This window comes from Chitinimonas naiadis, from assembly GCF_054780835.1.
In genome coordinates this window covers 461943-483637 of sequence record NZ_BAAGVO010000007.1, presented here as the reverse complement: position 1 = coordinate 483637, position 21695 = coordinate 461943, and the positions used below count along the sequence as shown (strand labels likewise).

General features: G+C 61.1%; 19 protein-coding genes. 16 read left to right on the top strand and 3 right to left on the bottom strand.

Annotation, left to right across the window (positions count from 1 at the left end):
• Window positions 1–347 precede the first annotated feature (347 nt).
• The 12 genes from ACYVHK_RS22505 to astE all read left to right on the top strand — a co-directional run bounded on the left by ACYVHK_RS22505 (window position 348) and on the right by astE (window position 12975).
• Window positions 348–1130 (top strand): ABC transporter substrate-binding protein, encoded by a 783-nt coding sequence (locus ACYVHK_RS22505; protein WP_460536830.1) that lies wholly within the window; start codon window positions 348–350, stop codon window positions 1128–1130.
• A gap of 122 nt (window positions 1131–1252) precedes the next feature.
• A complete protein-coding gene (locus ACYVHK_RS22500) occupies window positions 1253–1954 on the top strand; it encodes an ABC transporter permease (protein WP_460536828.1) in 702 nt (233 codons plus the stop codon).
• The gene (locus ACYVHK_RS22495) at window positions 1954–2667 is read left to right on the top strand and encodes an ABC transporter permease (protein WP_460536826.1); all 714 of its coding nucleotides are present in this window, start codon (window positions 1954–1956) and stop codon (window positions 2665–2667) included. Before ACYVHK_RS22500 ends, ACYVHK_RS22495 begins: the two co-directional genes overlap by 1 nt.
• A 3-nt stretch (window positions 2668–2670) precedes the next feature.
• Window positions 2671–3789 (top strand): succinylglutamate desuccinylase/aspartoacylase family protein, encoded by a 1119-nt coding sequence (locus ACYVHK_RS22490; RefSeq protein ID WP_460536824.1) that lies wholly within the window; start codon window positions 2671–2673, stop codon window positions 3787–3789.
• Between the two features lie 68 nt (window positions 3790–3857).
• Complete coding sequence (locus tag ACYVHK_RS22485; RefSeq protein WP_460536822.1) at window positions 3858–4625, top strand: ABC transporter ATP-binding protein; 768 nt, start codon at window positions 3858–3860, stop codon at window positions 4623–4625.
• 71 nt (window positions 4626–4696) lie between these two features.
• On the top strand, window positions 4697–5686 hold the full coding sequence (locus ACYVHK_RS22480) for a GlxA family transcriptional regulator (protein WP_460536820.1): 990 nt from the start codon (window positions 4697–4699) through the stop codon (window positions 5684–5686).
• Window positions 5687–5804: 118 nt separating this feature from the next.
• Window positions 5805–7016, top strand: a complete 1212-nt coding sequence (locus ACYVHK_RS22475; RefSeq protein WP_460536818.1) for an aspartate aminotransferase family protein — start codon at window positions 5805–5807, stop codon at window positions 7014–7016.
• Between the two features lie 11 nt (window positions 7017–7027).
• A complete protein-coding gene (locus tag ACYVHK_RS22470; RefSeq protein WP_460536816.1) occupies window positions 7028–8035 on the top strand; it encodes an arginine N-succinyltransferase in 1008 nt (335 codons plus the stop codon).
• 13 nt (window positions 8036–8048) lie between these two features.
• Window positions 8049–9068: an arginine N-succinyltransferase gene (gene astA, locus ACYVHK_RS22465; RefSeq protein WP_460536814.1), complete on the top strand. Its 1020-nt coding sequence runs from the start codon at window positions 8049–8051 to the stop codon at window positions 9066–9068.
• A gap of 55 nt (window positions 9069–9123) precedes the next feature.
• Window positions 9124–10587: a succinylglutamate-semialdehyde dehydrogenase gene (gene astD, locus ACYVHK_RS22460; RefSeq protein ID WP_460536812.1), complete on the top strand. Its 1464-nt coding sequence runs from the start codon at window positions 9124–9126 to the stop codon at window positions 10585–10587.
• 26 nt (window positions 10588–10613) lie between these two features.
• Window positions 10614–11960, top strand: coding sequence for an N-succinylarginine dihydrolase (gene astB, locus ACYVHK_RS22455; RefSeq protein ID WP_460536810.1), 1347 nt, complete (start codon window positions 10614–10616; stop codon window positions 11958–11960).
• 13 nt (window positions 11961–11973) lie between these two features.
• Window positions 11974–12975 carry a succinylglutamate desuccinylase gene (gene astE / locus ACYVHK_RS22450; protein ID WP_460536808.1) on the top strand — a complete coding sequence of 334 codons (1002 nt, stop codon included), beginning with the start codon at window positions 11974–11976 and terminating at the stop codon, window positions 12973–12975.
• A 39-nt stretch (window positions 12976–13014) separates the two neighbouring features.
• On the opposite strand, the gene ACYVHK_RS22445 is transcribed toward astE, so the two are convergent.
• Window positions 13015–13758, bottom strand: coding sequence for an RNA methyltransferase (locus ACYVHK_RS22445; protein ID WP_460536806.1), 744 nt, complete (start codon window positions 13756–13758; stop codon window positions 13015–13017).
• Between the two features lie 168 nt (window positions 13759–13926).
• Between ACYVHK_RS22445 and ACYVHK_RS22440 the strand changes: the two genes are divergently transcribed.
• The 3 genes from ACYVHK_RS22440 to ACYVHK_RS22430 all read left to right on the top strand — a co-directional run bounded on the left by ACYVHK_RS22440 (window position 13927) and on the right by ACYVHK_RS22430 (window position 18084).
• A complete protein-coding gene (locus ACYVHK_RS22440) occupies window positions 13927–14700 on the top strand; it encodes an inositol monophosphatase family protein (protein ID WP_460536803.1) in 774 nt (257 codons plus the stop codon).
• A 261-nt stretch (window positions 14701–14961) separates the two neighbouring features.
• A complete protein-coding gene (gene mutS / locus ACYVHK_RS22435) occupies window positions 14962–17505 on the top strand; it encodes a DNA mismatch repair protein MutS (protein WP_460537094.1) in 2544 nt (847 codons plus the stop codon).
• A gap of 159 nt (window positions 17506–17664) precedes the next feature.
• On the top strand, window positions 17665–18084 hold the full coding sequence (locus tag ACYVHK_RS22430) for a hypothetical protein (RefSeq protein ID WP_460536801.1): 420 nt from the start codon (window positions 17665–17667) through the stop codon (window positions 18082–18084).
• Between the two features lie 58 nt (window positions 18085–18142).
• Here ACYVHK_RS22430 and ACYVHK_RS22425 read toward each other — a convergent pair whose 3' ends face one another.
• Window positions 18143–18805 (bottom strand): C40 family peptidase, encoded by a 663-nt coding sequence (locus ACYVHK_RS22425; protein WP_460536799.1) that lies wholly within the window; start codon window positions 18803–18805, stop codon window positions 18143–18145.
• Between the two features lie 94 nt (window positions 18806–18899).
• Here ACYVHK_RS22425 and ACYVHK_RS22420 point away from each other — a divergent pair, with 94 nt between their 5' ends.
• Entirely contained in the window at window positions 18900–20594 is a 1695-nt protein-coding gene (locus tag ACYVHK_RS22420) for an ABC1 kinase family protein (protein ID WP_460536797.1), read from the top strand.
• Window positions 20595–20602: 8 nt separating this feature from the next.
• Here ACYVHK_RS22420 and ppsR read toward each other — a convergent pair whose 3' ends face one another.
• Entirely contained in the window at window positions 20603–21427 is an 825-nt protein-coding gene (gene ppsR / locus ACYVHK_RS22415) for a pyruvate, water dikinase regulatory protein (protein WP_460536795.1), read from the bottom strand.
• Between the last annotated feature and the right edge of the window lie 268 nt (window positions 21428–21695).

Below are 21695 nucleotides of genomic sequence, written 5' to 3'. Positions count from 1 at the left end.
CTGGCGCATTTTGCGCGCCCGCTCTTTCTGGCTAGGCCGCATCCTTTGCGGCGATTGCAGGCACATTGTAGCGCCGCTGCAAAGACTACCTGTATTAGGGGATGCGACACTTTGTTATAGCCACACCCCGCCACAGGGCAATCAGACAGGGAAAACCCGAATAAATGCACATAGGTGTTGCAGGAATATATGCGCCGGCCACCCGTATACGAATATGTCGCTTTTGGAACATGGAAGCAGTGGGTTTGCGGTATTACAATCAGCGCCGGTACTGGCTCCGAAACCGCTACCGTTGCGGCCGGGCCTGATCCATTTTCACGCATCCCTTAATAACGAGGAGTATCGCAATGAAGAAAACCGCGCTGATCGGTGCTGTCGCTTTTGCGTTGTCCGTGGCAGCCTCCGCAGCTGAGTGGAAGGAAATTCGCGTTGCCATCGATGCGACCTACAAGCCTTTCACCTACAAGACACCGGAAGGCCAGCCCACCGGCTTTGACGTCGACATTGCCAACGCACTGTGTGCAGAACTCAAGACCAAGTGTGTCTTCGTCGAGCAAGCATGGGACGGCATGATTCCTGGCCTGAACGCCAAGAAATACGACGCAATCATTTCCTCGATGTCCATCATCGAAGACCGCAAGAAAGCCGTCGACTTCACTGGCAAGTACTACAACACGCCGTCGCGCGTTGTTGTGAAGCTCGGCACCGCCAAGAACGTGCCGGCTGACCTCAAGGGCAAGAAGATCGGCGTGCTCAAGGCTTCCACCCAGGAAAAGTACGCCCGTGGCGAACTAGAACCGGCTGGCGTGACCATTGTTCCTTACGAAGCCCAGGACCAGGTCTACCTGGACATCAAGGCTGGCCGTCTCGACGGTACGGTTGCGGACAGCGTGGAAGTGTATGAAGGCTTCCTGAAGACTGCCGACGGCAAGGGCTGGGGCTTCGTTGGCCCGGTACTGAGCGACAAGAAATACTTCAAGTATTTCGGCGAAGGTGCTGGTATAGCCGTGCGCAAGGGCGATACTGCCCTGAAGGGTGCGCTGGACAAGGCCATCAACACCATCCGCGCCAACGGCACCTGGAAGAAGATCAACGACAAGTACTTCAGCTTTGACGTTTGGGGCTCTTAATACTCCCCGGTAACTGAAAGGCAGCGTAAGATCGCGCGCCTTTTGTCCTTGGCCCTGCTCGAAGGCGGGGCCAAGGCTACCCTTACCTATGCCGCTGACGTCCGCGGCGCGCGAGACCCATGATGGAAGAGTACGTAATCAATATTCTAAAAGGTTCCGGCCTGACGCTTGCCGTCGCGCTAGGATCCCTGGTCGTAGCCATCCTGCTGGGCCTACTTGGCGCCACCGCCAAGCTCTCTCCGAACAAACCACTGAACTGGTTGGCCGGCATCTACTCCACGATCATTCGTGGCGTGCCGGAACTGGTCTGGATGCTGCTGCTGTTCTACGGCGGTCAGATGCTGCTGAACAAGGCGCTCGAAAGCGTCGGGTATACCGATTATGTCGAGATCAACCCCTTTGTCGCCGGGGTCATCACCATAGGCTTCATCTACGGCGCCTACATGACGGAAACCTTCCGCGGCGCCATCATTGCGATTCCCAAGGGTCAAATGGAAGCGGGCTACGCCTTCGGCATGAGCCGTAGCCGGGTGTTCTTTCATATCATCGTGCCCCAGATGATCCGTCTGGCGCTGCCCAGCTTCACCAACAACTGGCTCGTCCTGATCAAGGCGACGGCGCTGGTATCGGTCATCGGCCTGACCGACATGACCATGCTGGCCAAGCAGGCATCGGCCGCTACCCGCTCCCTGACACCGCTGGCGCCCATGCTGTTCTATCTCCTGGTCGGTGGCATCTACCTCGCATTCACCACCGTCTCGCTGCTGGTCCTCAAGCACGTCGACAAACGCTACTCGATGGGCGTCCGCAGGGGAGAGTTCTAATGGATTTCAGCACCATATTCGAGCCGGCAACGCTGGCCATGTTCGGCAAGGCCATCCTGGTCAGCCTGGAGTTAACCCTCATCTCCGTCCTGATCGGTGGCGTGCTGGCCATCCCGCTGGCCATGATGCGGGTTTCGCGCAAGCGCTGGGTATCCACCCCCGTATGGCTGTATACCTATGTGATGCGTGGCACGCCCATGCTGATCCAGGTCTACCTGATCTACTACGGCTTGGCACAACTGGACATCATTCAGAACAACTGGGACACGGTCCTGCTGCTCAAGCCGTTCAAGGATGCCTTTTTCTGTGCCGTACTGGCGTTCACGCTCAACACCTGCGCCTACACCACGGAAATGATCGCCGGTGCCATACGCGACACCAACCATGGCGAAATCGAAGCCGCGCGTGCCATGGGCATGAGCAAATGGCAGTTGATGCGTCGCATCGTGCTGCCCTCGGCGCTGCGTCGCACGCTGCCGGCCTATTCGAATGAAGTCATCATGATGCTGCAGGGCACCTCATTGGCCAGCACCGTGCCGGCGCTGACGGACATCACCAACGTGGCCGACAGGATCCGGTCGGAACAGTATCTGGTGTTCGAACCGTACCTGACCGCCGGCGCGATCTACATGGTCCTGACCTTCAGCCTGGTCTGGATGTTCCGGATGGCGGAGCGCCGCTGGCTTTCCTACCTGCAGCCGCGCAAGGGGTAAATCATGCATACCCAACGCCACGCCTTGTTGTCTCCCGGCCTGGGCACCAGCAGGGAGCTGCTCAGCTTCCACTATGGCAAGCCAGGACAGGGCCAGAAGGTCTATCTGCAAGCCAGCCTGCACGCCGATGAGCTGCCCGGCATGCTGGTTCTGCACCATCTCAAGCAACTGCTCGCGACGCTCGAAGCACGCAGCGAGATCCTGGGAGAGGTCGTGGTGGTGCCGGTCGCCAACCCGATAGGCTTGGACCAGACCGTGCTGCATGCCCAGCTTGGCCGCTTTGAGCTGGCCAGCGCAGAGAATTTCAACCGGCACTATCCCGACTTTGCCGACCTGATTGGCGATGAACTTGAAACCCAGCTCGGGTCGGATGCCGAGCGCAACAAACAGCTAATCCGCAGCGCAATGCGCAGGGCACTGTCGACGGCCCAGCCCGCAACCGAGCTGCAAGCCTTGCGCCACACGCTGGTATCGCTGGCACATGATGCCGACGTGGTACTCGACCTGCATTGCGACTTCGAGGCCGTGATGCACGTCTACACCGAGACGCCCTACCTGCCGCAGGCAGAGCCGCTATGCCGCTACCTGGGCGCCGAAGCGATCCTGCTGGCCAAGGGCTCGGGCGGCGCCTCGTTCGACGAAGCCCTGAGCGGACCATGGTGGCAGTTGGCCGAGCGTTATGAAGGTCGCTTCCCGATTCCGCTGGCGTGCTTGTCCGCCACCGTCGAGCTGCGCGGCGCGAGTGATGTCTACCATCACCTGGCGGAGCAGGATGCCGCCAATCTGGTGGCTTTCCTGCAGCATCGCGGGGTACTTGCCGGCAACCCGACCGGTATGCCACCTGCCCGTTGCGAGGCAACACCGCTGGCCGGCTCGGAGACATTGCACGCACCCCATGCGGGCGTGATCGCTTTCCACAAGGCGGTAGGCAGTCATATCAAGGCCGGGGAAGCTGTGGCCGACATCATCGACCCCCTGACTGAACGCGTCAGCACCATCCAGGCCGGCGTGGATGGCGTGTTCTATGCGCGCCCCTATGTGCGCTACGCCACGACTGGTATGGATATCGGCAAGATCGCCGGCAAGGTGCCCTTCCGTAGTGGCTACCTGCTGAGCGCCTGAAGCCCCGGCACCGAACGCATTGAAACGAACAAGCAATTGTTTGCAAAAGCAAATATCTGGAGAGCACTGTGAGCATCAAGCTATCTGTCGAGAACCTGCACAAGAGCTACGGCAGCCATGAAGTACTGAAGGGCGTCTCGCTGACAGCCCACGCAGGCGACGTCATCAGCATCATCGGCTCCTCCGGTTCCGGCAAGAGTACCTTCCTGCGCTGCATCAACATGCTGGAACGCCCCCACACCGGCAAGATCGTGGTGGCCGGCGAGGAAATGAAGCTGATCAAGGCCAAGGACGGCATGTTCAAGGCAGCGGACGAGCGTCAGTTGCAGATGATGCGCGCCAAGCTCGCCATGGTGTTCCAGCACTTCAACCTATGGGCGCACATGACGGTACTCGAGAACATCATCGAGGCGCCGGTCCACGTACTGGGCGTGCAGAAGGATGCTGCCATCGAATGCGCGCGCAAATACCTGGAAAAAGTCGGCCTCAAGAATGTGGAAGACAAGTACCCAGCGCATATGTCCGGTGGCCAACAGCAGCGTGTGGCGATTGCCCGGGCGCTGGCGGTGGAACCGGAGGTCATGCTGTTCGATGAACCCACCTCTGCGCTCGACCCCGAACTGGTCGGCGAGGTGTTGCGGGTCATGAAGGCACTGGCCGAGGAAGGCCGTACCATGGTCGTGGTCACCCACGAGATGGCCTTCGCCCGCGAGGTCTCCAACCATGTGATCTTCCTGCATCAGGGCCGTATCGAAGAGCAGGGCAACCCAAAGGAAGTCCTGGTCAACCCGAGCAGCGAACGCCTGAAACAATTTCTGTCGGGCAGCCTCAAGTGACCGCCCCCGGGCTTCTGCGGCTCGCGGAAGTCCGGCACGAGCAACTGTCCACTCACCTGTTGGAACCCGGCATGTTCGATTACGCCGACAAGCCGGCGACGCAAATCATCGGCATCCTGCTTCTGCCTGGGTTCGCCGCCGGCGAGCTTGGTCTGTTGCTGGATGGCACGGCCGAGGCCAACCAGCTGAACGGTGAAGCCCTCTACCAGATCCAGTTGCTCTCCATCGACGGCGCCGCCGTCATCGCATCGAACGGTCGCCCGCAGGCCGTTGATGGCGTGCTGGATGTCGATCAGCCGCTGCCTTTCCTGTTTGTTGCGGCCCATCGCCTGCCAGCCAAGTTCGATGCCCACGATCCCGTCGTAGCGGCACTCAAGCGCTATGGACGGCACAAGTGTTTGATCGGCGGCTGGCATGCCGGCCCTTTCTGGCTGGCAGCCGCAGGTTTGCTCAATGGCTGCCGTGCGACAGTCCACTGGTCGCTGCTGGAATTGTTCAGCGAGCGCCATCCCAGCATCATCGTGTCGTCCAGCCTGTTCGAAATGGACCGCGACCGCGCCACCTGTGGTGGCGGTATCGCGGTGGTCGAGCTTTTCCTGCATCTACTGGCTCGCCAGCATAGTGCGGAGCTGGCCGCCAGCGTGGCTGAGACGCTGCTGCTGGAACGCATACGCGGCCGGGATGACCGGCAGCGCATTCCGCTGCAAAACCGGGTCGGCAGCAATCAGCCCAAGCTCGTCCAGGCCGTCATGCTGATGGAAGCGAATCTGGAAGATCCGTTGACTACCGACGAGATCGCCCAGCATGTCTGTGTCTCGCGGCGGCAGCTTGAGCGCCTGTTCAAGCAGCATCTGGACCGGGTACCGTCGCAGTATTATCTGGAGCTTCGCCTCAACCGCGCTCGGCAGATGCTGCGACAGACCTCCAAGTCCATCATCCAGATCGGCCTGTCCTGTGGTTTTTCCAGCGGACCACACTTTTCCAGCGCCTACCGCAACTTCTTCAATGTCACGCCGCGTGATGATCGCCAGCGCGGCTCGGTAGCGACCGAAGCAGGATAGGCCCGCAGGCAGCAGCCCGGCCTCCTGCTTACACGAACAAAGATGTCGCAATGTCGGAATTCAAGCCTTGCCGCGACCTCTACAATACAAATCAAGCATCCCAGAAAGGACCCACGCAATGAGCCAGACTGTAAACCGCGCCGATTTCGACCAGGTCATGGTGCCCAACTACGCCCCCGCCGACTATATCCCCGTCAAGGGTGCTGGCTCGCGCGTCTGGGATCAGACCGGCCGTGAGTATGTTGACTTCGCCGGTGGCATTGCCGTCAATGCTCTGGGACACGCCCACCCCGCCTTGGTCAAGGCCCTGACCGAACAGGCCCAGAAGGTCTGGCACGTGTCCAACTCGCTGACCAACGAGCCAGCTTTGCGTCTGGCCAAGAAGCTGGTTGCCGCCACCTTTGCCGACCGCGTGTTCTTCTGCAACTCCGGCGCAGAAGCCAATGAAGCCGCGTTCAAGCTCGCCCGCAAGTGGGCAATCGACCTGCACGGCAGCGAGAAGTACGAAATCATCTCCACGACCAACTCCTTCCATGGCCGCACCTTCTTCACGGTCACGGTAGGTGGGCAGCCCAAGTACTCGGACGGCTTTGGCCCACGCCCCACGGGTGTGAAGCACATTGCCTACAACGATCTGGATGCCCTCAAGGCCGCGATCTCGGACAAGACTGCCGCCGTGGTCATCGAGCCGGTGCAGGGGGAGGGCGGCGTATTGCCCGCCACCGTCGAATATCTGAAGGGCGTACGTGAGCTCTGCGACCAGCACAAGGCACTGTTGATCCTGGATGAAGTCCAGACCGGTGTAGGCCGTAGCGGATCGTTGTACGCCTATATGGAGTACGGCGTGACGCCGGACATCCTGACCTCGGCCAAATCGCTGGGCGGTGGCTTCCCGATCGGTGCCATGCTGACCACCGCCGAGATTGCCAAGCACTTCGGCGTGGGTACTCACGGCTCGACCTATGGCGGCAACCCGCTGGCGTGTGCCGTGGCCGAAGCGGTCATCGATATCGTCAATACGCCGGAAACGCTGGCCGCCATCAAGGCCAAGCACGCCCGCTTTGTTGACCGGCTCAACACCATCGCCAGCGAAACCGGGGTGTTTGCAGAAGTTCGCGGCCTGGGCCTCCTGATCGGCGCCGTGCTGGCCGAGGCCTATAAGGGCCGTGCCAAGGACTTCATGACGGCCGCGGCGAAGGAAGGCCTGATGATCCTGCAGGCAGGACCGGATGTCGTCCGCTTTGCGCCTAGCCTGGTGATACCCGATGCGGATATCGACGAAGGCCTGACGCGATTCGAACGCGCGGTCAAATCCGTCATTTCGGCTTGAGCGACAACACCATGTTTGTACTCCGTCCGGCCCGCCTGGCCGATCTTGCTGGCATAGAAGCCTTGGCACAGGCCAGCCCGGCCGGGGTTACCTCCTTGCCTGCGGATCGGGAAACCCTCTACCGCAAGGTACAGAGTTCAGTTGATTCGCTGGCCGCCGAGGTCAGCTTCCATGGTGAGGAGAGCTATTTCTTCGTCATGGAAGCGATGGATGGCGGCGAGCTGGTCGGCGTATCCGGCATCGTGGCGTCGGCCGGGTTCAACGAACCCTTCTATAGCTATCGCAACGAAGCCTTTGTGCACGCGTCGCCTGGCTTGAATATCCACAACCGCATCCATGCGCTGTCCCTGTGCCACGACCTGACCGGCAACAGCCTGCTATCTTCGTTCTATCTGCGCGAGGGGCTGCATTTCACCCGCTGGTCGGACCTGCTGTCGCGCGCGCGCTTGCTGTTCATCGCCCAGTGGCCGGAGCGCTTTGCCGAGGCCGTGGTGTCGGAAATGATCGGCGTCACCGATCCGCAGGGCAACAGTGCTTTCTGGGATGCAGTGGGCCGAGTGTTTTTCGGTATCGACTACCAGGAAGCCGAACTGCATTGCGGCATCAAGGGGCGCAAGTTCATTGCAGAACTGATGCCGCAGCACCCGCTCTATGTTCCGCTGCTCAGCGATGCCGCTCAGGAAGTCATGGGCCAGGTGGGTGAACACGCCCGGGTGCCGTACGACATCCTGACCCGGGAAGGATTCGAGACCGAAAACTACATTGATATCTTCGATGGGGGTCCTACCCTGTATGCCAGCACCCGCGGTATCCGTACCGTTGCGCAAAGTCAGCTCGCCACCGTCGCGAGCGGCAAGGCAGGGCCGCATGCCTTCCTGGTTGCAACTACCCGTCAGCATGACTTCCGTGCCACCGTCGCCGAAGCCGAACACTGCGATGGGCATATCGTCCTGTCCACCGAGATACTGAACGCCCTGGCACTTGCCCCGGGCGACACCGTGCGTATCGCACCGCTCTGAGAGACTGCAGAACATGCTGGTTCGATCCATACGTCAGAATGACCTAGACGCCTTGCTGCAACTGGCACGCAGTACCGGGGTGGGGGTCACCACGCTGCCGGTCAACCAGGAGCGGCTGGAGAAACGCATCGCAGGCTCGTTGGCCTCGCAGGCAGGCGCCCCCAACCCGGGTGACTCGAGCTTCGTGTTCGTGATGGAGGACGAAGAGCAGAACGGCCACGTCGCCGGCATATGCGGCATCGAGGGTGCCGTCGGCCTGACCGAGCCCTGGTACAACTATCGGGTCGGCACCGCGGTGCATAGCTCCCGCGAGATCGGCATCTACCGGCGGCTCGATACGCTGTTCCTGACCAACGACCTGACCGGTGCCGCCGAGCTCTGTTCGCTATTTCTGCAGGCGGAATACCGCCGCGACAACAATGGCAGCCTGCTCTCCAAGAGCCGCTTCCTGTTCATGGCGGAATTCCCGGAGCGTTTCAGCCCGCGGGTGATTGCCGAGATGCGCGGCGTATCCGACGAAACCGGCCTGTCGCCATTCTGGGAAAGCCTGGGCCGGCATTTCTTCAAGATGGATTTTTCCGAAGCAGACTACCTGTCCGGCATCGGCCAGAAATCCTTCATTGCCGAGCTGATGCCGCAGCATCCCGTCTACACCGCCTTCCTCAGCGAAGCGGCGAGGGAGGTCATTGGCCAGGTGCACGCCAATACGCGCCCCGCGCTGGCGATGCTGGAAGGTGAGGGGTTCCGCTACAACGGGTATGTGGACATCTTCGACGCCGGCCCCACGATCGAATGCGCACGCAACGACATTCGTGCCGTCCGCGACAGCCAGTTGCTGACCGCCGTGCCTGCCGACGCTACCGAGGGGCGTAACTGGCTGATCAGCAACCGCAGCCTGGATGATTTCCGGGTCTGCCTGGCGCAGACCGAGCCGCTACCCAACGGCCTGCCGCTGACACGCGAACTCATCGAAAAGCTGGGCATCACACCCGGCAGCAGCGTACGCGCCGTGCCACTGTCGGCACGCCGCTAAGGCAAGGATAGAGAGAACCAACCGTGGCCCAGCCCGAGAACAATGGAGCACAGCGATGAGTCAGCTATACATCAACGGTGCATGGCAAGACGGGCAGGGCGGTCGCCTTGCCTCCCGCAATCCCGTCAGCCAGGAAATCGCCTGGCAGGGTCCAAGCGCCAGTGCAGAACAGGTCGATACTGCCGTGCACGCCGCACGCGCCGCCTTTCCGGCCTGGCGTCGTCTCGGCTTTGCGGGTCGCGAAGCCATCGTCCGCCGCTTTGCCGAACTCCTGACCGAACACAAGGCGGAACTGGCCGACGCGATCGGCCTGGAAACGGGCAAGCCACGCTGGGAAGCGCTGACCGAAGTGCAGACCATGATCGGCAAGGTCGATATCTCGGTCAAAGCCTACCAGGAGCGGACCGGCGAAAAGGAAAGCACGCTGGGCGACGCCCAGGCCGTTCTGCGCCATCGACCCCACGGTGTGGTGGCGGTGTTCGGTCCGTACAATTTCCCTGGTCACTTGCCGAACGGTCATATCGTGCCGGCCCTGCTGGCAGGCAACACCGTGTTGTTCAAGCCGTCTGAGCTGGCACCTCTGGTGGCCCAGAAGACCGTGGCCCTGTGGGAGCAGGCCGGCCTGCCAGCCGGCGTGATCAGCCTGCTGCAAGGCGCCCGCGATACTGGCGTGGCACTGGCCGGCCATCCAGGCATCGACGGCCTGTTCTTTACCGGCTCGTCATTGACGGGCCATCACCTGCACAAGCAGTTTGCCGGCCACCCCGACAAGATCCTGGCGCTGGAGATGGGCGGTAATAATCCGCTGATCGTGCAGGATGTCACCGACATCGATGCTGCGGTATTCCAGACCATCCAGTCCGCCTTCATCTCGGCTGGCCAGCGCTGCACCTGCGCCCGGCGATTGATCGTGCCTTATGGCGCCGAAGGGGATGCCTTCCTCGCCCGGCTGGTAGAGGTCAGCAGTCAATTGAAGGTCGGCCGTTGGGACGATGAGGAAGCACCGTTCATGGGTGCCGTCATCTCGCTCGCGGCTGCCAGCCACCTGCTGGTCGCCCAGGCAGACCTCGTTGCCCGTGGCGCCAAGCCCTTGCTCGAGATGCGCCGCCTGGAAGAAGGCACGGCCCTGCTTTCACCAGGTATCCTGGACGTGACTTCGGTCAGCAAGCTGATCGATGAAGAACACTTCGGCCCGTTGCTCAAGCTGCAACGCTACGACACCTTCGAAGAAGCGATCGAACTGGCCAATGCGACCCGCTATGGCCTGGCTGCCGGCCTGCTGTCGGATAGCCAGGCGTTGTATGAACAATTCTGGCAGGAGAGCCGGGCAGGGATCGTCAACTGGAACAAGCAGTTGACCGGCGCCTCCAGTGCCGCGCCCTTTGGTGGCGTTGGGGCCAGTGGTAACCACCGGGCCAGTGCCTACTATGCGGCGGACTATTGCAGCTATCCGGTCGCCGGTCTCGAAACCCCCACGCTGACGCTGCCCACGCAGTTGCCCGCAGGCATGCGCCTGTAAGCCATCCACCCAAGGGAGACAAGACGATGGCAGCTTTTGAAGCAAACTTTGACGGCCTGGTCGGCCCCACGCACAACTATGCCGGCCTGAGCTACGGCAATGTGGCCTCGACCGGCAACCAGAATGTGATCGCCAGCCCGCGCCAGGCGGCCAAGCAAGGCCTTGCCAAGATGAAAGCCCTGCATGACGCGGGCTTCAAGCAAGGCGTTCTCGCCCCGCATGAACGTCCCAGCGTAGCCAGCCTGCGTCTACTCGGCTTTGCCGGTACCGATGCCCAGGTTATCGCCCAGGCAGCCAAGGAAGCACCGGCCATCCTGGCCGCCAGCTCGTCGGCCTCGACCATGTGGACCGCCAACGCGGCGACCGTCAGCCCCAGCGCCGACACCCGCGATGGCAAGGTGCATTTCACGCCGGCCAACCTCAACAACAAGTTCCACCGTTCGATCGAACACCCGACGACAGGCCGCATTCTGCGCGCCATGTTCAGTGATGAGCGTCATTTCGCCCACCACCCGGCCTTGCCGGCCCAGATGCACTTTGGTGACGAGGGCGCAGCCAATCACACCCGCTTCTGTGCCGAGTACGACCAACCCGGCGTCGAATTCTTTGTCTTCGGCCAGGCGGCCTTTGACCAGCGCTATCCCAAGCCCAGCAAGTTCCCGGCGCGCCAGACGCTGGAGGCAAGCCAGGCCATCGCCCGTCTGCATGGCTTGCGCGACGAGCTGGTGGTGTACGCCCAGCAGGACCCTGACACCATCGACCTCGGTGTATTCCATAACGACGTGATTTCGGTCGGCAACCGCAATGTGCTGTTCCATCACGAGAAGTCGTTTGTCGACCAGGCCAAGGTATTGGCCGAGCTCAATAGCAAGCTGGCAGCCGTTGGCGGTCACTTTGTCGGCATCGAAGTACCCGAGGCGGAGGTCTCGGTCGAAGAAGCGGTGAAGTCCTATCTGTTCAACAGCCAATTGCTGAGCAAGGCCGACGGCAAGCTGATCATCGTCGTGCCGGAAGAGTCCCGCAATATCGCGCGCGTCTGGCAGTACCTGGAAAAGCTGCGTAGCAGTGGCGGCCCCATCGATGAAGTGCGCGTATTCGACCTCAAGCAGTCCATGCAGAACGGCGGCGGCCCGGCCTGCCTGCGTCTGCGTGTCGCCCTGAGCGATGTCGAGCTGGCTGCCGTCAATCCCGCCGTGATGATGAACGAGAGTTTGTTCCATACCCTGAATACCTGGGTGGACAAGCACTACCGGGATCAACTGACCGCCGCAGACCTGGCGGACCCGCAACTGCTGCAGGAATGCCGTACTGCGCTGGACGAGCTGAGCCAGATCCTCAAGCTCGGCAGCGTCTACCCCTTCCAACTCGCCTGAGCACGAACACCGCGTGAACTATCTCGAACACCTGCTCAAGAACGAAGCCTGGATACCCCGGCCCGAAAAGACGACGGATGTTTTCCGGGTAGACATGCTGGGCGAGGGCCTGATCGCGCTGGAGCCGGCTGACCCCGCTTTCGACCTGTTCGTCTCCTGCGGCATACACGGCAACGAGACCGCGCCAGTCGAGCTGGTAGCGCGGTTGCTGCAAACCGCGCTGGACGGCACGCTGCAGGTGCGCGCGCGGGTGCTGTTTGCTTTCGGCAACCCGGAGGCACTACGTCGCAACGAGCGCTATCTCGACGATGATCTCAACCGGCTGTTCGGCAAGCCACGCGAACAAACGGGGGAAGGTCCGGCCGCGACCCGGGCGCGTGAGCTGGAAACTGTGGTCCAGGCCTTCTTTGCGCAATCCGGCGAGCGCTGGAAGCTGCATTACGATCTGCATACCGCGATACGCGGCTCGAAGATCGAGAAGTTCGCCATCTATCCCTATCCGCACGAGCAGCCCTTCGATGCAGCCGAGATCGGCCGGCTGGCGGCCTGCGGAATCGAGGCGGTGCTCTTGCAGTCGAAGACATCGCCGACCTTCTCCTACTTCACTCGCCGACACTGCGGTGCCCACGGCTTTACGCTGGAGCTGGGCAAGGCGCGGCCGTTTGGCCAGAACCAGTCGGTGAACCTGGCGCTGCTGGAAGGGCAATTGCGGCAATTGATGGCGGGCGAGCGGGCGGATTACAGCGCCGAGGCCGGCGAGGTGACCTTGTTCCAGGTCTCGCGCGAGGTGGTCAAGCAGACCGATGCCTTCGAACTGCACCTGGCCGATGCGGTGGAGAATTTCACCGAACTCGCACAGGGCTACCTGCTTGCCGAGGACGGTGAGTCACGCTTTGTCATTCATGAATCCGGGGCCCGCATCGTATTTCCCAACCGCAAGGTCAAGAATGGCTTACGGGCAGGTCTGGTTGTCGTGCCGGTCACGCTGGCAGACACCCATACCGACCAGGACTAGGCCGTACCCAGGCCTTCGGCCCGGCCCGGTCCAGCCTTGTCAGCGCTTGCCCTCAGGGGGCAGGGCCGCGTTCAGTACCCCTCGTAGAATATCGACCTCCAGTTTTTCCAGCTGGATGCGGCCGAACATGCGGCGCAGGCGCGGCATCAGACGCTTCGGGTTATCCGGGTTGAGGAAGTGCAGGCCGACCAGGGTCTGCTCAAGGTGGGTATAGAAACGCTCGATGTCATCGTGCGCAGCCAGCTGTGGCTTCTCCTCCAGATGGCCAATGTCGTCGTCCACCGCACAGCGCATTTCATAGGCGAGTATCTGCACCGCCTGGGCAAGGTTCAGCGAGGAATAATCCGGGTTGGTCGGGATCGTGACCAGACGGTTGCACATGCGCACTTCGTCGTTGGTCAGCCCGGACATCTCGGTGCCGAATACCAGCGCCACTTCCTCGCCCTGCATGGCACGCTCCACCAGGATGGGGGCTATCTGCCGCGGATTGTGCCGGGGCACGCTGAGTTCATGTACTCGCGGGCAGGTCGCCACGGTCTGGGTGCAACCGGCCAGTGCTTCATCCAGGCTGGCGACGACGATGGCGTTCTCCAGGATATCGTCGGCACGCGACGCAAGCGTCGTTGCCTCCACGTCGGGAAAGCGTTTGGGATTGACCAGATAGAGGCGCGACAAGCCCATGGTCTTCATCGCCCGCGCCACCGAACCGATGTTGCGCGGCAGGCTGGTATGCGAGAGCACGACACGAACTCGGTCGAGTACGTGGGTTTCCGGTTTATTCATTGATCAACTTCGCGTAATATCATGAAAATTCAACGGCGTGGGTTGTGATATCCACGCCGTTTCCTGTTCTTTGCTTCCTGCCGCATCGTGTGCCACGCCAACACTGCTTGGTCGGTTCGTCTATTGTTCCTCGGTGGGAAGCCTGTTTTCGTTGCCGAAGGAATTGCCATGCACCCGATGCTCAACACTGCCGTCAAGGCCGCCCGCCGCGCCGCTACCGTTATCCAGCGCGCCTCCAACAATCTCGATCTGCTGCGCGTTGAGCGCAAAGAGCACAACAGCTTCGTGACCGATGTTGACCGTGCTGCCGAGAAAGCGATTGTCGATACCCTGCTGGAAGCCTATCCGACCCACGCGATTTTAGCGGAAGAGGGCGGTGCCCGCGGCAACAACGACTACACCTGGATCATCGACCCGCTGGATGGCACCACCAACTTCCTGCACGGCGTGCCGCAATACTGCATCTCGATCGCGCTCGAGCACCGTGGCCAGATCAGCCAGGCCGTTGTCTACGACCCGAACCGCAATGACCTGTTCACCGCCACCCGCGGTGCTGGTGCCTTCCTGAACGACCGTCGTATCCGTGTTTCCAAGACCAAGGAACTGGCTGACTCGCTGGTCTGTACCGGCTTTCCGTACTCGGATTTCAGCCGGCTGGACCGCTACATGGCTCAGTTGAAGGAAGTCGTGCAGAAGTCGGCTGGCGTTCGTCGCCCCGGCGCAGCGGCACTGGACCTGGCCTACGTGGCCTGCGGTCGCTACGACAGCTTCTGGGAACTGGGTCTGCAACCTTGGGACATCGCGGCAGGCAGCCTGCTGATCCTGGAAGCCGGCGGCCTGATCACTGACCTCAAGGGTGAGGCGGACTTCATGGAAAGCGGTGACGTGGTCGCCGGTACGCCACGCGTCTTCGGCCAGCTGCTGCAAACCCTGCAAGGTTGATCGCAGCGGGCCGTCGCCTGCTCAAACAGAACGGGATGAACCGCACAGGTTCATCCCGTTTTGCATTTCTTGACGACTTGGCCGGCTAAAGATCGCGAAGGTTGGTTCAGCAAGCAAATTTGCATACCAGCAAACCGGGCCGGCATTGGATAATGCAGCCCAATTTGCCCTGCCTGCGCGCAGGCACCTGGGATAGCGCATCCCAAGGTAGATAAAACGAGATTACTTTAGGGATTTGGCAAGGTGGAAAAACACACCCCGATGATGCAGCAGTACCTTGCGTTGAAGGCTCAGCACCCGGACAAGCTGATGTTCTACCGCATGGGGGATTTCTACGAGTTGTTCTTCGATGATGCCGTCAAGGCGTCGCGCCTGCTGGATATTACGTTGACCGCACGCGGCCAGTCGGCCGGCATACCGATCAAGATGGCCGGTATTCCCTACCATGCCGCCGAAGGCTACCTGGCCAAACTGGTCAAGCTGGGGGAGTCGGTTGCCATCTGTGAACAGTTTGGTGATCCCGCCACCACCAAGGGGCCCGTCGAGCGACGGGTGGTCCGTATCCTGACGCCAGGCACCCTGACCGACGCCGCGCTGCTGGACGACAAGCGCGACAACATCCTGCTGGCCGTCAACGCGGTCAAGGGTCGGCTTGGATTGGCGTGGCTATCGCTGGCCTCGGGCGAGTTCCGCCTGATGGAGACTGCGGTCGACGCGCTTCCCTCCGAACTCGAACGGCTCAAGCCGGCAGAAATCCTGCTGCCGGACGACCTGACGCTGGAGCTGGCGACAGCGAGCGGCTATATCGTGAAGCGCATCGCCAACTGGCAGTTCGATGTCGAAACCGCTGCGCGCAATCTGGCCAGACAATTTCAGGTCCAGGACCTGAGCGGCTACGGCATCGACAACCCGGACGTAGCGGTGGGTGCCGCTGGCGCACTGCTCGAGTACGCCCGCCAGACACAATGCGGGGCGCTGCCGCACGTCAACGGCCTGACACTAGAACAGGCTGGCCAGTATCTGGCGCTGGATGCCGCCACGCGCCGCAATCTGGAGCTGACCGAAACCATCCGGGGGGAGGCTTCGCCCACGCTGTGTTCCTTGCTGGATGTGTGCGCGACCTCCATGGGTAGCCGCCTGCTCAGGCACTGGTTGCATCACCCATTGCGGAATCAGGCCAAGGTGGCACGTCGGCGGGATGCGGTCGGTGCCCTGGTGGCCTCGGCCGAGCTGGGCACCTTGCGCGAGCAGCTCACCAATATCCACGATATCGAACGGATCGCCGCCCGGGTGGCGCTGCGCTCGGCCAGGCCGCGTGATCTTTCCAGTCTGCGCGACAGTCTCAGGACCTTGCCGGGACTGGTACCGCTATTGCCTGAGAACGCCTTGCTGGCAGAACTGGGCCGGCAACTGCAGCCCCCGTCGGAAACCCTGGACCTGCTGTCCAGCGCCGTGATGGATGAGCCGTCCGTCGTGCTCCGCGAGGGCGGTGTGATACGTGCGGGCTTTCATGCCGAGCTGGACGAGCTGCGGGCGCTGCAGACCAACCATGGCGACTTCCTGCTGGCACTGGAAGCACGCGAACGCGAGCGCAGCGGCATCCCCAATCTCAAGGTGGAGTACAACCGCGTCCACGGCTTCTATATCGAGATCACCAACAGCCATGGGGACAAGGTGCCGGACGACTATCGCCGTCGCCAGACGCTGAAGAACGCCGAGCGCTATATCACGCCGGAATTGAAGGCGTTCGAAGACAAGGCCTTGTCTGCCCAGGAACGTTCACTGGCGCTGGAAAAAGTGCTGTACGAAGGCCTGCTCGACAGCCTCGGTGCGGTAGTACCGTCGCTGCAACTGCTCGCCCAGGCCGTCGCCGGGCTTGATGTACTGGCCGTACTGGCTGAACGGGCGCGAGGGTTCGATTGGGTGGCTCCAAGCTTCCAGGAAGGCACCGTCCTGCATATCGAGGCCGGCCGTCATCCTGTCGTCGAGCAGCAATTACGCGATAGCTCCGGCGAGGCCTTCATCGCCAATGACCTGAAGTTCGACGCCTCCCGCAAGCTGCTGTTGATCACCGGTCCGAACATGGGCGGTAAATCAACCTATATGCGGCAGGCCGCACTGATCGCGCTGCTGGCACATATCGGCAGCTTCGTCCCCGCCAAGACAGCAGTGATAGGCCGACTCGATCGTATCTTTACCCGCATTGGCGCCAGCGATGACCTGGCCGGCGGCCGTTCGACCTTCATGGTGGAAATGACCGAAACCGCTAACATCCTCAACAACGCCGGCGAACACGCCCTGGTACTGATGGATGAAGTCGGCCGAGGCACCTCGACCTTTGATGGCCTGGCGCTCGCCTGGGCCATCGCCCGGGCGCTGATCGAGAAGAACCGCAGCTACACATTGTTTGCGACCCACTACTTCGAGCTGACCCGCCTGGCACTGGATTATCCGCAGGTGGCCAACGTTCACCTGGACGCGGTCGAACACAAGGACAAGATCGTGTTCCTGCACAGCGTGCAGGAAGGGCCTGCGAGCCAGAGTTACGGCTTGCAGGTGGCGCAACTGGCCGGGGTGCCACGCGATACGATACGGCAGGCAAAACGCTATCTGACCGAGCTGGAAAACCAGCGTGCGACCCAGGGTGGGCAGGGAGATCTGTTTTCGATGCCGCAAGCGATCGAGCCGGAACCCGTGCCGCATCCGCTCGTCGAAGAACTGCAGGCAATCGATGCCGATGAGCTGAGTCCGCGTGCGGCGCATGAACTGCTGTATGAACTGATCAAGCGGGCAAAGCAGGGCTGAGATCGACGTGACCGCACCGGATGTTCCGGTGCGTTTCCGCGAAAAGGATTGAAAAATTCAATCGGTAATCGTTCTCGTCCTGTCTATAACGGTTCGAACTTAACAACAGGCCGGTGGCATGAACCGCCGGTTTTTTCATCATCTCGGAGAAGCAATTTCATGGTGGCGCTACACGACAGTCGGCTGGACGAAGGTCTGGCCCGCATATTTGGCATCTCGGCAGACCAGGCTGGCGTTCAGCTGGATGCCATTCGCAGCAAAGCCGCGAGCAACCTCGCGGCCTATGGCCGGCTCATTGCCGATCTCTTTTCCACCCAGTCGGTTCCAGTACCACCACCAGTGCATCTGCAATGGTGGGGGGAGGGTAGCCGTATCCAGGTGATGGGCACCCACCCGGACCGGGAACGGATCGAAGTCATGCTCAATGGAAACGGTGAGCTGGTGGAAGAGTTCAAGGAGCTGGAGCTACTGCACGAGATCGTCCGCAATACCGAGCTGGCAGGCAAGGGCACGACCCACGGCCAGCACTTCAACATCGGCATTACCAGCACCGGACCGTTGGCCTTCTATACCGAATAGGTCAAGAGGCCAAGGCCTGCGCAGTCATTAAAAACCGGCTCACGCCGGTTTTTCTTTGTCAGCGCCGCTTCTTGCTGCTGCTCTTCTTGCTTGATGCGGACTTCTTGCTTTTACCTGCACTGCTCTTGGCGGAGGATTTACGGCTGGACTTCTTGCTGCTTACCTCCCGGCCTTCCGCCATCAGCTGTGCCAGGCGCGGGCTGCGTTCCGCCACGCTTTCATTGGTCACCCGCCGTGCGCCGTTGAAGCGCTTGGCCCAGTAGGCATCGGACAGGCGGACGACCTGTACCTTGCTGCCCTTGGACGGCGAATGGATGAAGCGATCGTCACCCATATAGATGCCGACATGCGAAAACTTGCGGCCCAGGGTGTTGAAGAACACCAGATCACCTGGCTTGAGCTCGTCCTTGTCGACGTCATCACCCAGACGGCTGATGGCAAAAGCATTGTGGGGCAGGGCGATATTCATCGCCTGCTGAAATACGTACTTGATGAAACCGCTGCAATCCAGGCCACTCTCAGGGGAGTTGCCGCCCCAACGATAGGTCACGCCGATCAGCCCGAGGGCTTGCAGCATGATGTCCTGTGCGAAACGCGACCCCGATTCGTTTTCCACTGCGGACAGCGCGTCGTCAGGCGGGCTGGCAGGTTCATTCTTGGGGGCGGCGAGGGCGAAACAGGCGAAGGGCAGGAAGAGCAGGTGTCGGTATTTAAACGTCATGCCGGCACTCTAAAAAGGGTTAACGGGATAGTGTAAACCGTGGTCCACTGTTATGTGAACCGACGAAAACCAGCAGTTTGACTAGAATCGAGCCATGCTACGCGAAACCATCAGCTTGATGCGCGACCTGCCGCGCATACGTGAAATCATCAGCGTCCTGGCCAGACACGGTTTTGGCGATTTGGTTCGCCGCCTCAATGTGCAACGCACCTTCGAGCGGGCCGGCGAATCGCTGGACCTCCCGGATGATACTACCCGCGAGGAGCAGGATGCACCGGTCAGGGCGCGTCGGGCGCTCGAAGAACTGGGACCGACCTTCATCAAGCTGGGCCAGGTCATGGCCACCCGGGTGGACGTATTCCCGCCAGACTGGATTGCCGAATTCGAAAAGCTGCAATCGAATGTGCCGGCCAGTCCCTTCTCGGAACTGGAGGCCGAACTAACACGGGTCTGGGGCAGGCCGCCGAGCGAGATGTTCTCCGATCTTGATGAAACGCCGATCGGATCGGCCTCGATCGCCCAGGTTCACCGTGCCCGGCTACCGGATGGCAGGCCCATCATCCTCAAGGTACGGCGACCCAATATCGTTACCAAGATCGAATCCGACCTGCGGGTGCTGCATCACCTGGCCAGTCTGGTGGAGTTCGAATTTCCCGACTCCCGCCAGTACCAGCCTGTCAGGATCGTCGAGCAGTTCGCCAAATCGTTGCGGCGCGAGCTGAATCTCGCGCAGGAGGCGCAGCATCATCGCCGCTTTGCCGAGAATTTCGCCAGCGATCCGTACATTGTGATTCCCGAGATCTTCTGGGATTACACCAATGAAATCGTGAACGTACAGGCCTTTATCGGCGGGGTGCCCGGCAACGAGCTGAACCTGCTGGAGGCCGCCGGACTGGACCGTAAGCTGCTGGCAGAGCGCGGCGCCGATGCAGTGCTCAAGATGGTCCTGATAGACGGGTATTTCCACGCCGACCCCCACCCGGGGAATGTCATCTACCTGCCGGACAACCGCATCGCCTTCATCGACTTCGGCATGGTGGGCCGGCTTCCTGCACCGCGTCGGGATGAGATCGTCGATCTGCTGGCCGCGCTGGCGGCACGTGACGAGCGCGGCATTCTCAACGTGCTGCTGGATTGGACGGCCGACACGCCGGTCGATGAAGAGAAGCTTTCAGCCGACTTGGCGGAGTTCATCTTCAACTATGAAAACCTGTCGCTGAAGGACATCCGCTTTGGCCAGCTGCTGAACGACGTGATCGCCATCATGCGCGAGCATGCGATCACCCTGCCCGCAGACCTGACACTGCTGTTCAAGGCACTGATCACGCTGGAAGGCCTGGGCCGGCAGCTGGACCCTGACTTCCAGATGGTGCCGCATCTGACACCATTCGTGCGGCAAGTGCTGCTGAACCGCTACTCGCCGGGCTCGCTGGTCAAGAAGGGGCGGCGCAATCTCTGGGAAATCCTGACCCTGGTTGGTGGATTACCGCGTGATTTCTCGCGGCTGGTCAAGGCGGCACGCCGCGGCAAGCTCAAGATAGATCTGGACCTCAAGCGGCTGGATCACTTCGGCCAACAGATTGACCGCGCTGCCAGCCGGCTGACGCTGGGCATCGTCACCGGCTGCCTGATCATCGGCTCCAGCATTGTCATGACCGTTCCGGCCGGCCCGAGGCTGTTCGGACTACCGGCCTTTGGCTTTGTCGGCTTCCTGATCGCCTTCTTCAACAGTATCTGGCTGATCTGGTCGATCTGGCGGGCCAGCAAGCGCAATGGCCTGGGGGACTGATCCAACGATCAGTAGATACGACGAGCGAGGCTGGCCTTGTGCAGGATGGTGGAAGCCAGCTCCTCAATCGATTTGCTGGTGGTATTGAGGTGCGGAATGCCGGCATTACGATATATTGCCTCGGCCTCGGCCACCTCGAAGCGACAGTTGTCGATCGAGGCATAGCGGCTATCGGGTTTGCGCTCCGATCGAATCTGCGACAGGCGCTCAGGCACGATGGTCAGGCCAAATAACTTGTGCTTGAACGGCAGCAGCGGCTTGGGCAGGCCTGGCTGGCCAAAATCGTCCGGTGTCAGCGGATAGTTGGCCGCCTTGATGCCATATTGCAGGGCCAGGTAAAGACAGGTCGGCGTCTTGCCGGAACGGGAAACACCGACCAGCACGATGTCGGCCGTATCCAGATCGGCCGGCTTGATGCCGTCGTCGTGGGCAAGCGCGTAGTTCACCGCCTCGATCCGGGCGTTGTACTCATGGAAGTTCTCGATGCTGTGGCTCTTGCCAACCGTGTGCGACGACTCTTTTTCCAGCTCGGCTTCCAGCGGGGCGATGAAGGTCTCGAAGAAATCGACCACGTGCGCCTCCGGGATACGGATCATGTCGCGAATCTCATCCTTGACGAAGGTGGCGAACACCAGTGGACGGGCGCCGTCGGCCGCACCGGTCTGGCGTATGCGCTCCGCGACCAGTTGGGCTTTTTCCTGGGTATCGACGAAGGGCAGGGTGATGCGCTTGAACTCGATCCCCTCGAACTGGGTAATCAGGCTATGACCAAGCATCTCGGCAGTAATGCCGGTTCGGTCGGAGATGAAAAAGACGGTGCGATGCTTGGACATGGGACGCTTTCTGGAGAACAGGACTTCGAATCATGTTGCCACAGCGGCCGGCAGGTCCGCGAGCAGGTTGTGCAGATGCAACATCAGGGAAAGCAGTCATTCTGCCACCCAACTCTTGTAACTCGGTGATTTCGACTACATTTTCCTTACCCTGAGGCTAAGGCCTCATGTTGCATTGCGCAAAAATAGGTCGCCACCGTGCATCTTGTACGGCTGCGTGATGGGCCGCAAACAGGCTAGAATCGCGGTCTCAGATTCCCCAAAATCC

Excerpts from the sequence above, each read along its gene's own strand:
- ACYVHK_RS22500 (WP_460536828.1), top strand. The coding sequence starts at position 1,253 with ATGGAAGAGTACGTAATCAATATTCTAAAAGGTTCCGGCCTGACGCTT.
- ACYVHK_RS22420 (WP_460536797.1), top strand. The coding sequence starts at position 18,900 with ATGCTACGCGAAACCATCAGCTTGATGCGCGACCTGCCGCGCATACGT.
- mutS (WP_460537094.1), top strand. The coding sequence starts at position 14,962 with ATGATGCAGCAGTACCTTGCGTTGAAGGCTCAGCACCCGGACAAGCTG.
- ACYVHK_RS22440 (WP_460536803.1), top strand. The coding sequence starts at position 13,927 with ATGCACCCGATGCTCAACACTGCCGTCAAGGCCGCCCGCCGCGCCGCT.
- ACYVHK_RS22495 (WP_460536826.1), top strand. The coding sequence starts at position 1,954 with ATGGATTTCAGCACCATATTCGAGCCGGCAACGCTGGCCATGTTCGGC.
- ACYVHK_RS22505 (WP_460536830.1), top strand. The coding sequence starts at position 348 with ATGAAGAAAACCGCGCTGATCGGTGCTGTCGCTTTTGCGTTGTCCGTG.
- ACYVHK_RS22425 (WP_460536799.1), bottom strand. The coding sequence starts at position 18,805 with ATGACGTTTAAATACCGACACCTGCTCTTCCTGCCCTTCGCCTGTTTC.
- ACYVHK_RS22470 (WP_460536816.1), top strand. The coding sequence starts at position 7,028 with ATGTTTGTACTCCGTCCGGCCCGCCTGGCCGATCTTGCTGGCATAGAA.
- ACYVHK_RS22480 (WP_460536820.1), top strand. The coding sequence starts at position 4,697 with ATGTTCGATTACGCCGACAAGCCGGCGACGCAAATCATCGGCATCCTG.
- ACYVHK_RS22430 (WP_460536801.1), top strand. The coding sequence starts at position 17,665 with ATGGTGGCGCTACACGACAGTCGGCTGGACGAAGGTCTGGCCCGCATA.
- ACYVHK_RS22490 (WP_460536824.1), top strand. The coding sequence starts at position 2,671 with ATGCATACCCAACGCCACGCCTTGTTGTCTCCCGGCCTGGGCACCAGC.
- astD (WP_460536812.1), top strand. The coding sequence starts at position 9,124 with ATGAGTCAGCTATACATCAACGGTGCATGGCAAGACGGGCAGGGCGGT.
- astA (WP_460536814.1), top strand. The coding sequence starts at position 8,049 with ATGCTGGTTCGATCCATACGTCAGAATGACCTAGACGCCTTGCTGCAA.
- ppsR (WP_460536795.1), bottom strand. The coding sequence starts at position 21,427 with ATGTCCAAGCATCGCACCGTCTTTTTCATCTCCGACCGAACCGGCATT.
- ACYVHK_RS22475 (WP_460536818.1), top strand. The coding sequence starts at position 5,805 with ATGAGCCAGACTGTAAACCGCGCCGATTTCGACCAGGTCATGGTGCCC.
- astB (WP_460536810.1), top strand. The coding sequence starts at position 10,614 with ATGGCAGCTTTTGAAGCAAACTTTGACGGCCTGGTCGGCCCCACGCAC.
- ACYVHK_RS22445 (WP_460536806.1), bottom strand. The coding sequence starts at position 13,758 with ATGAATAAACCGGAAACCCACGTACTCGACCGAGTTCGTGTCGTGCTC.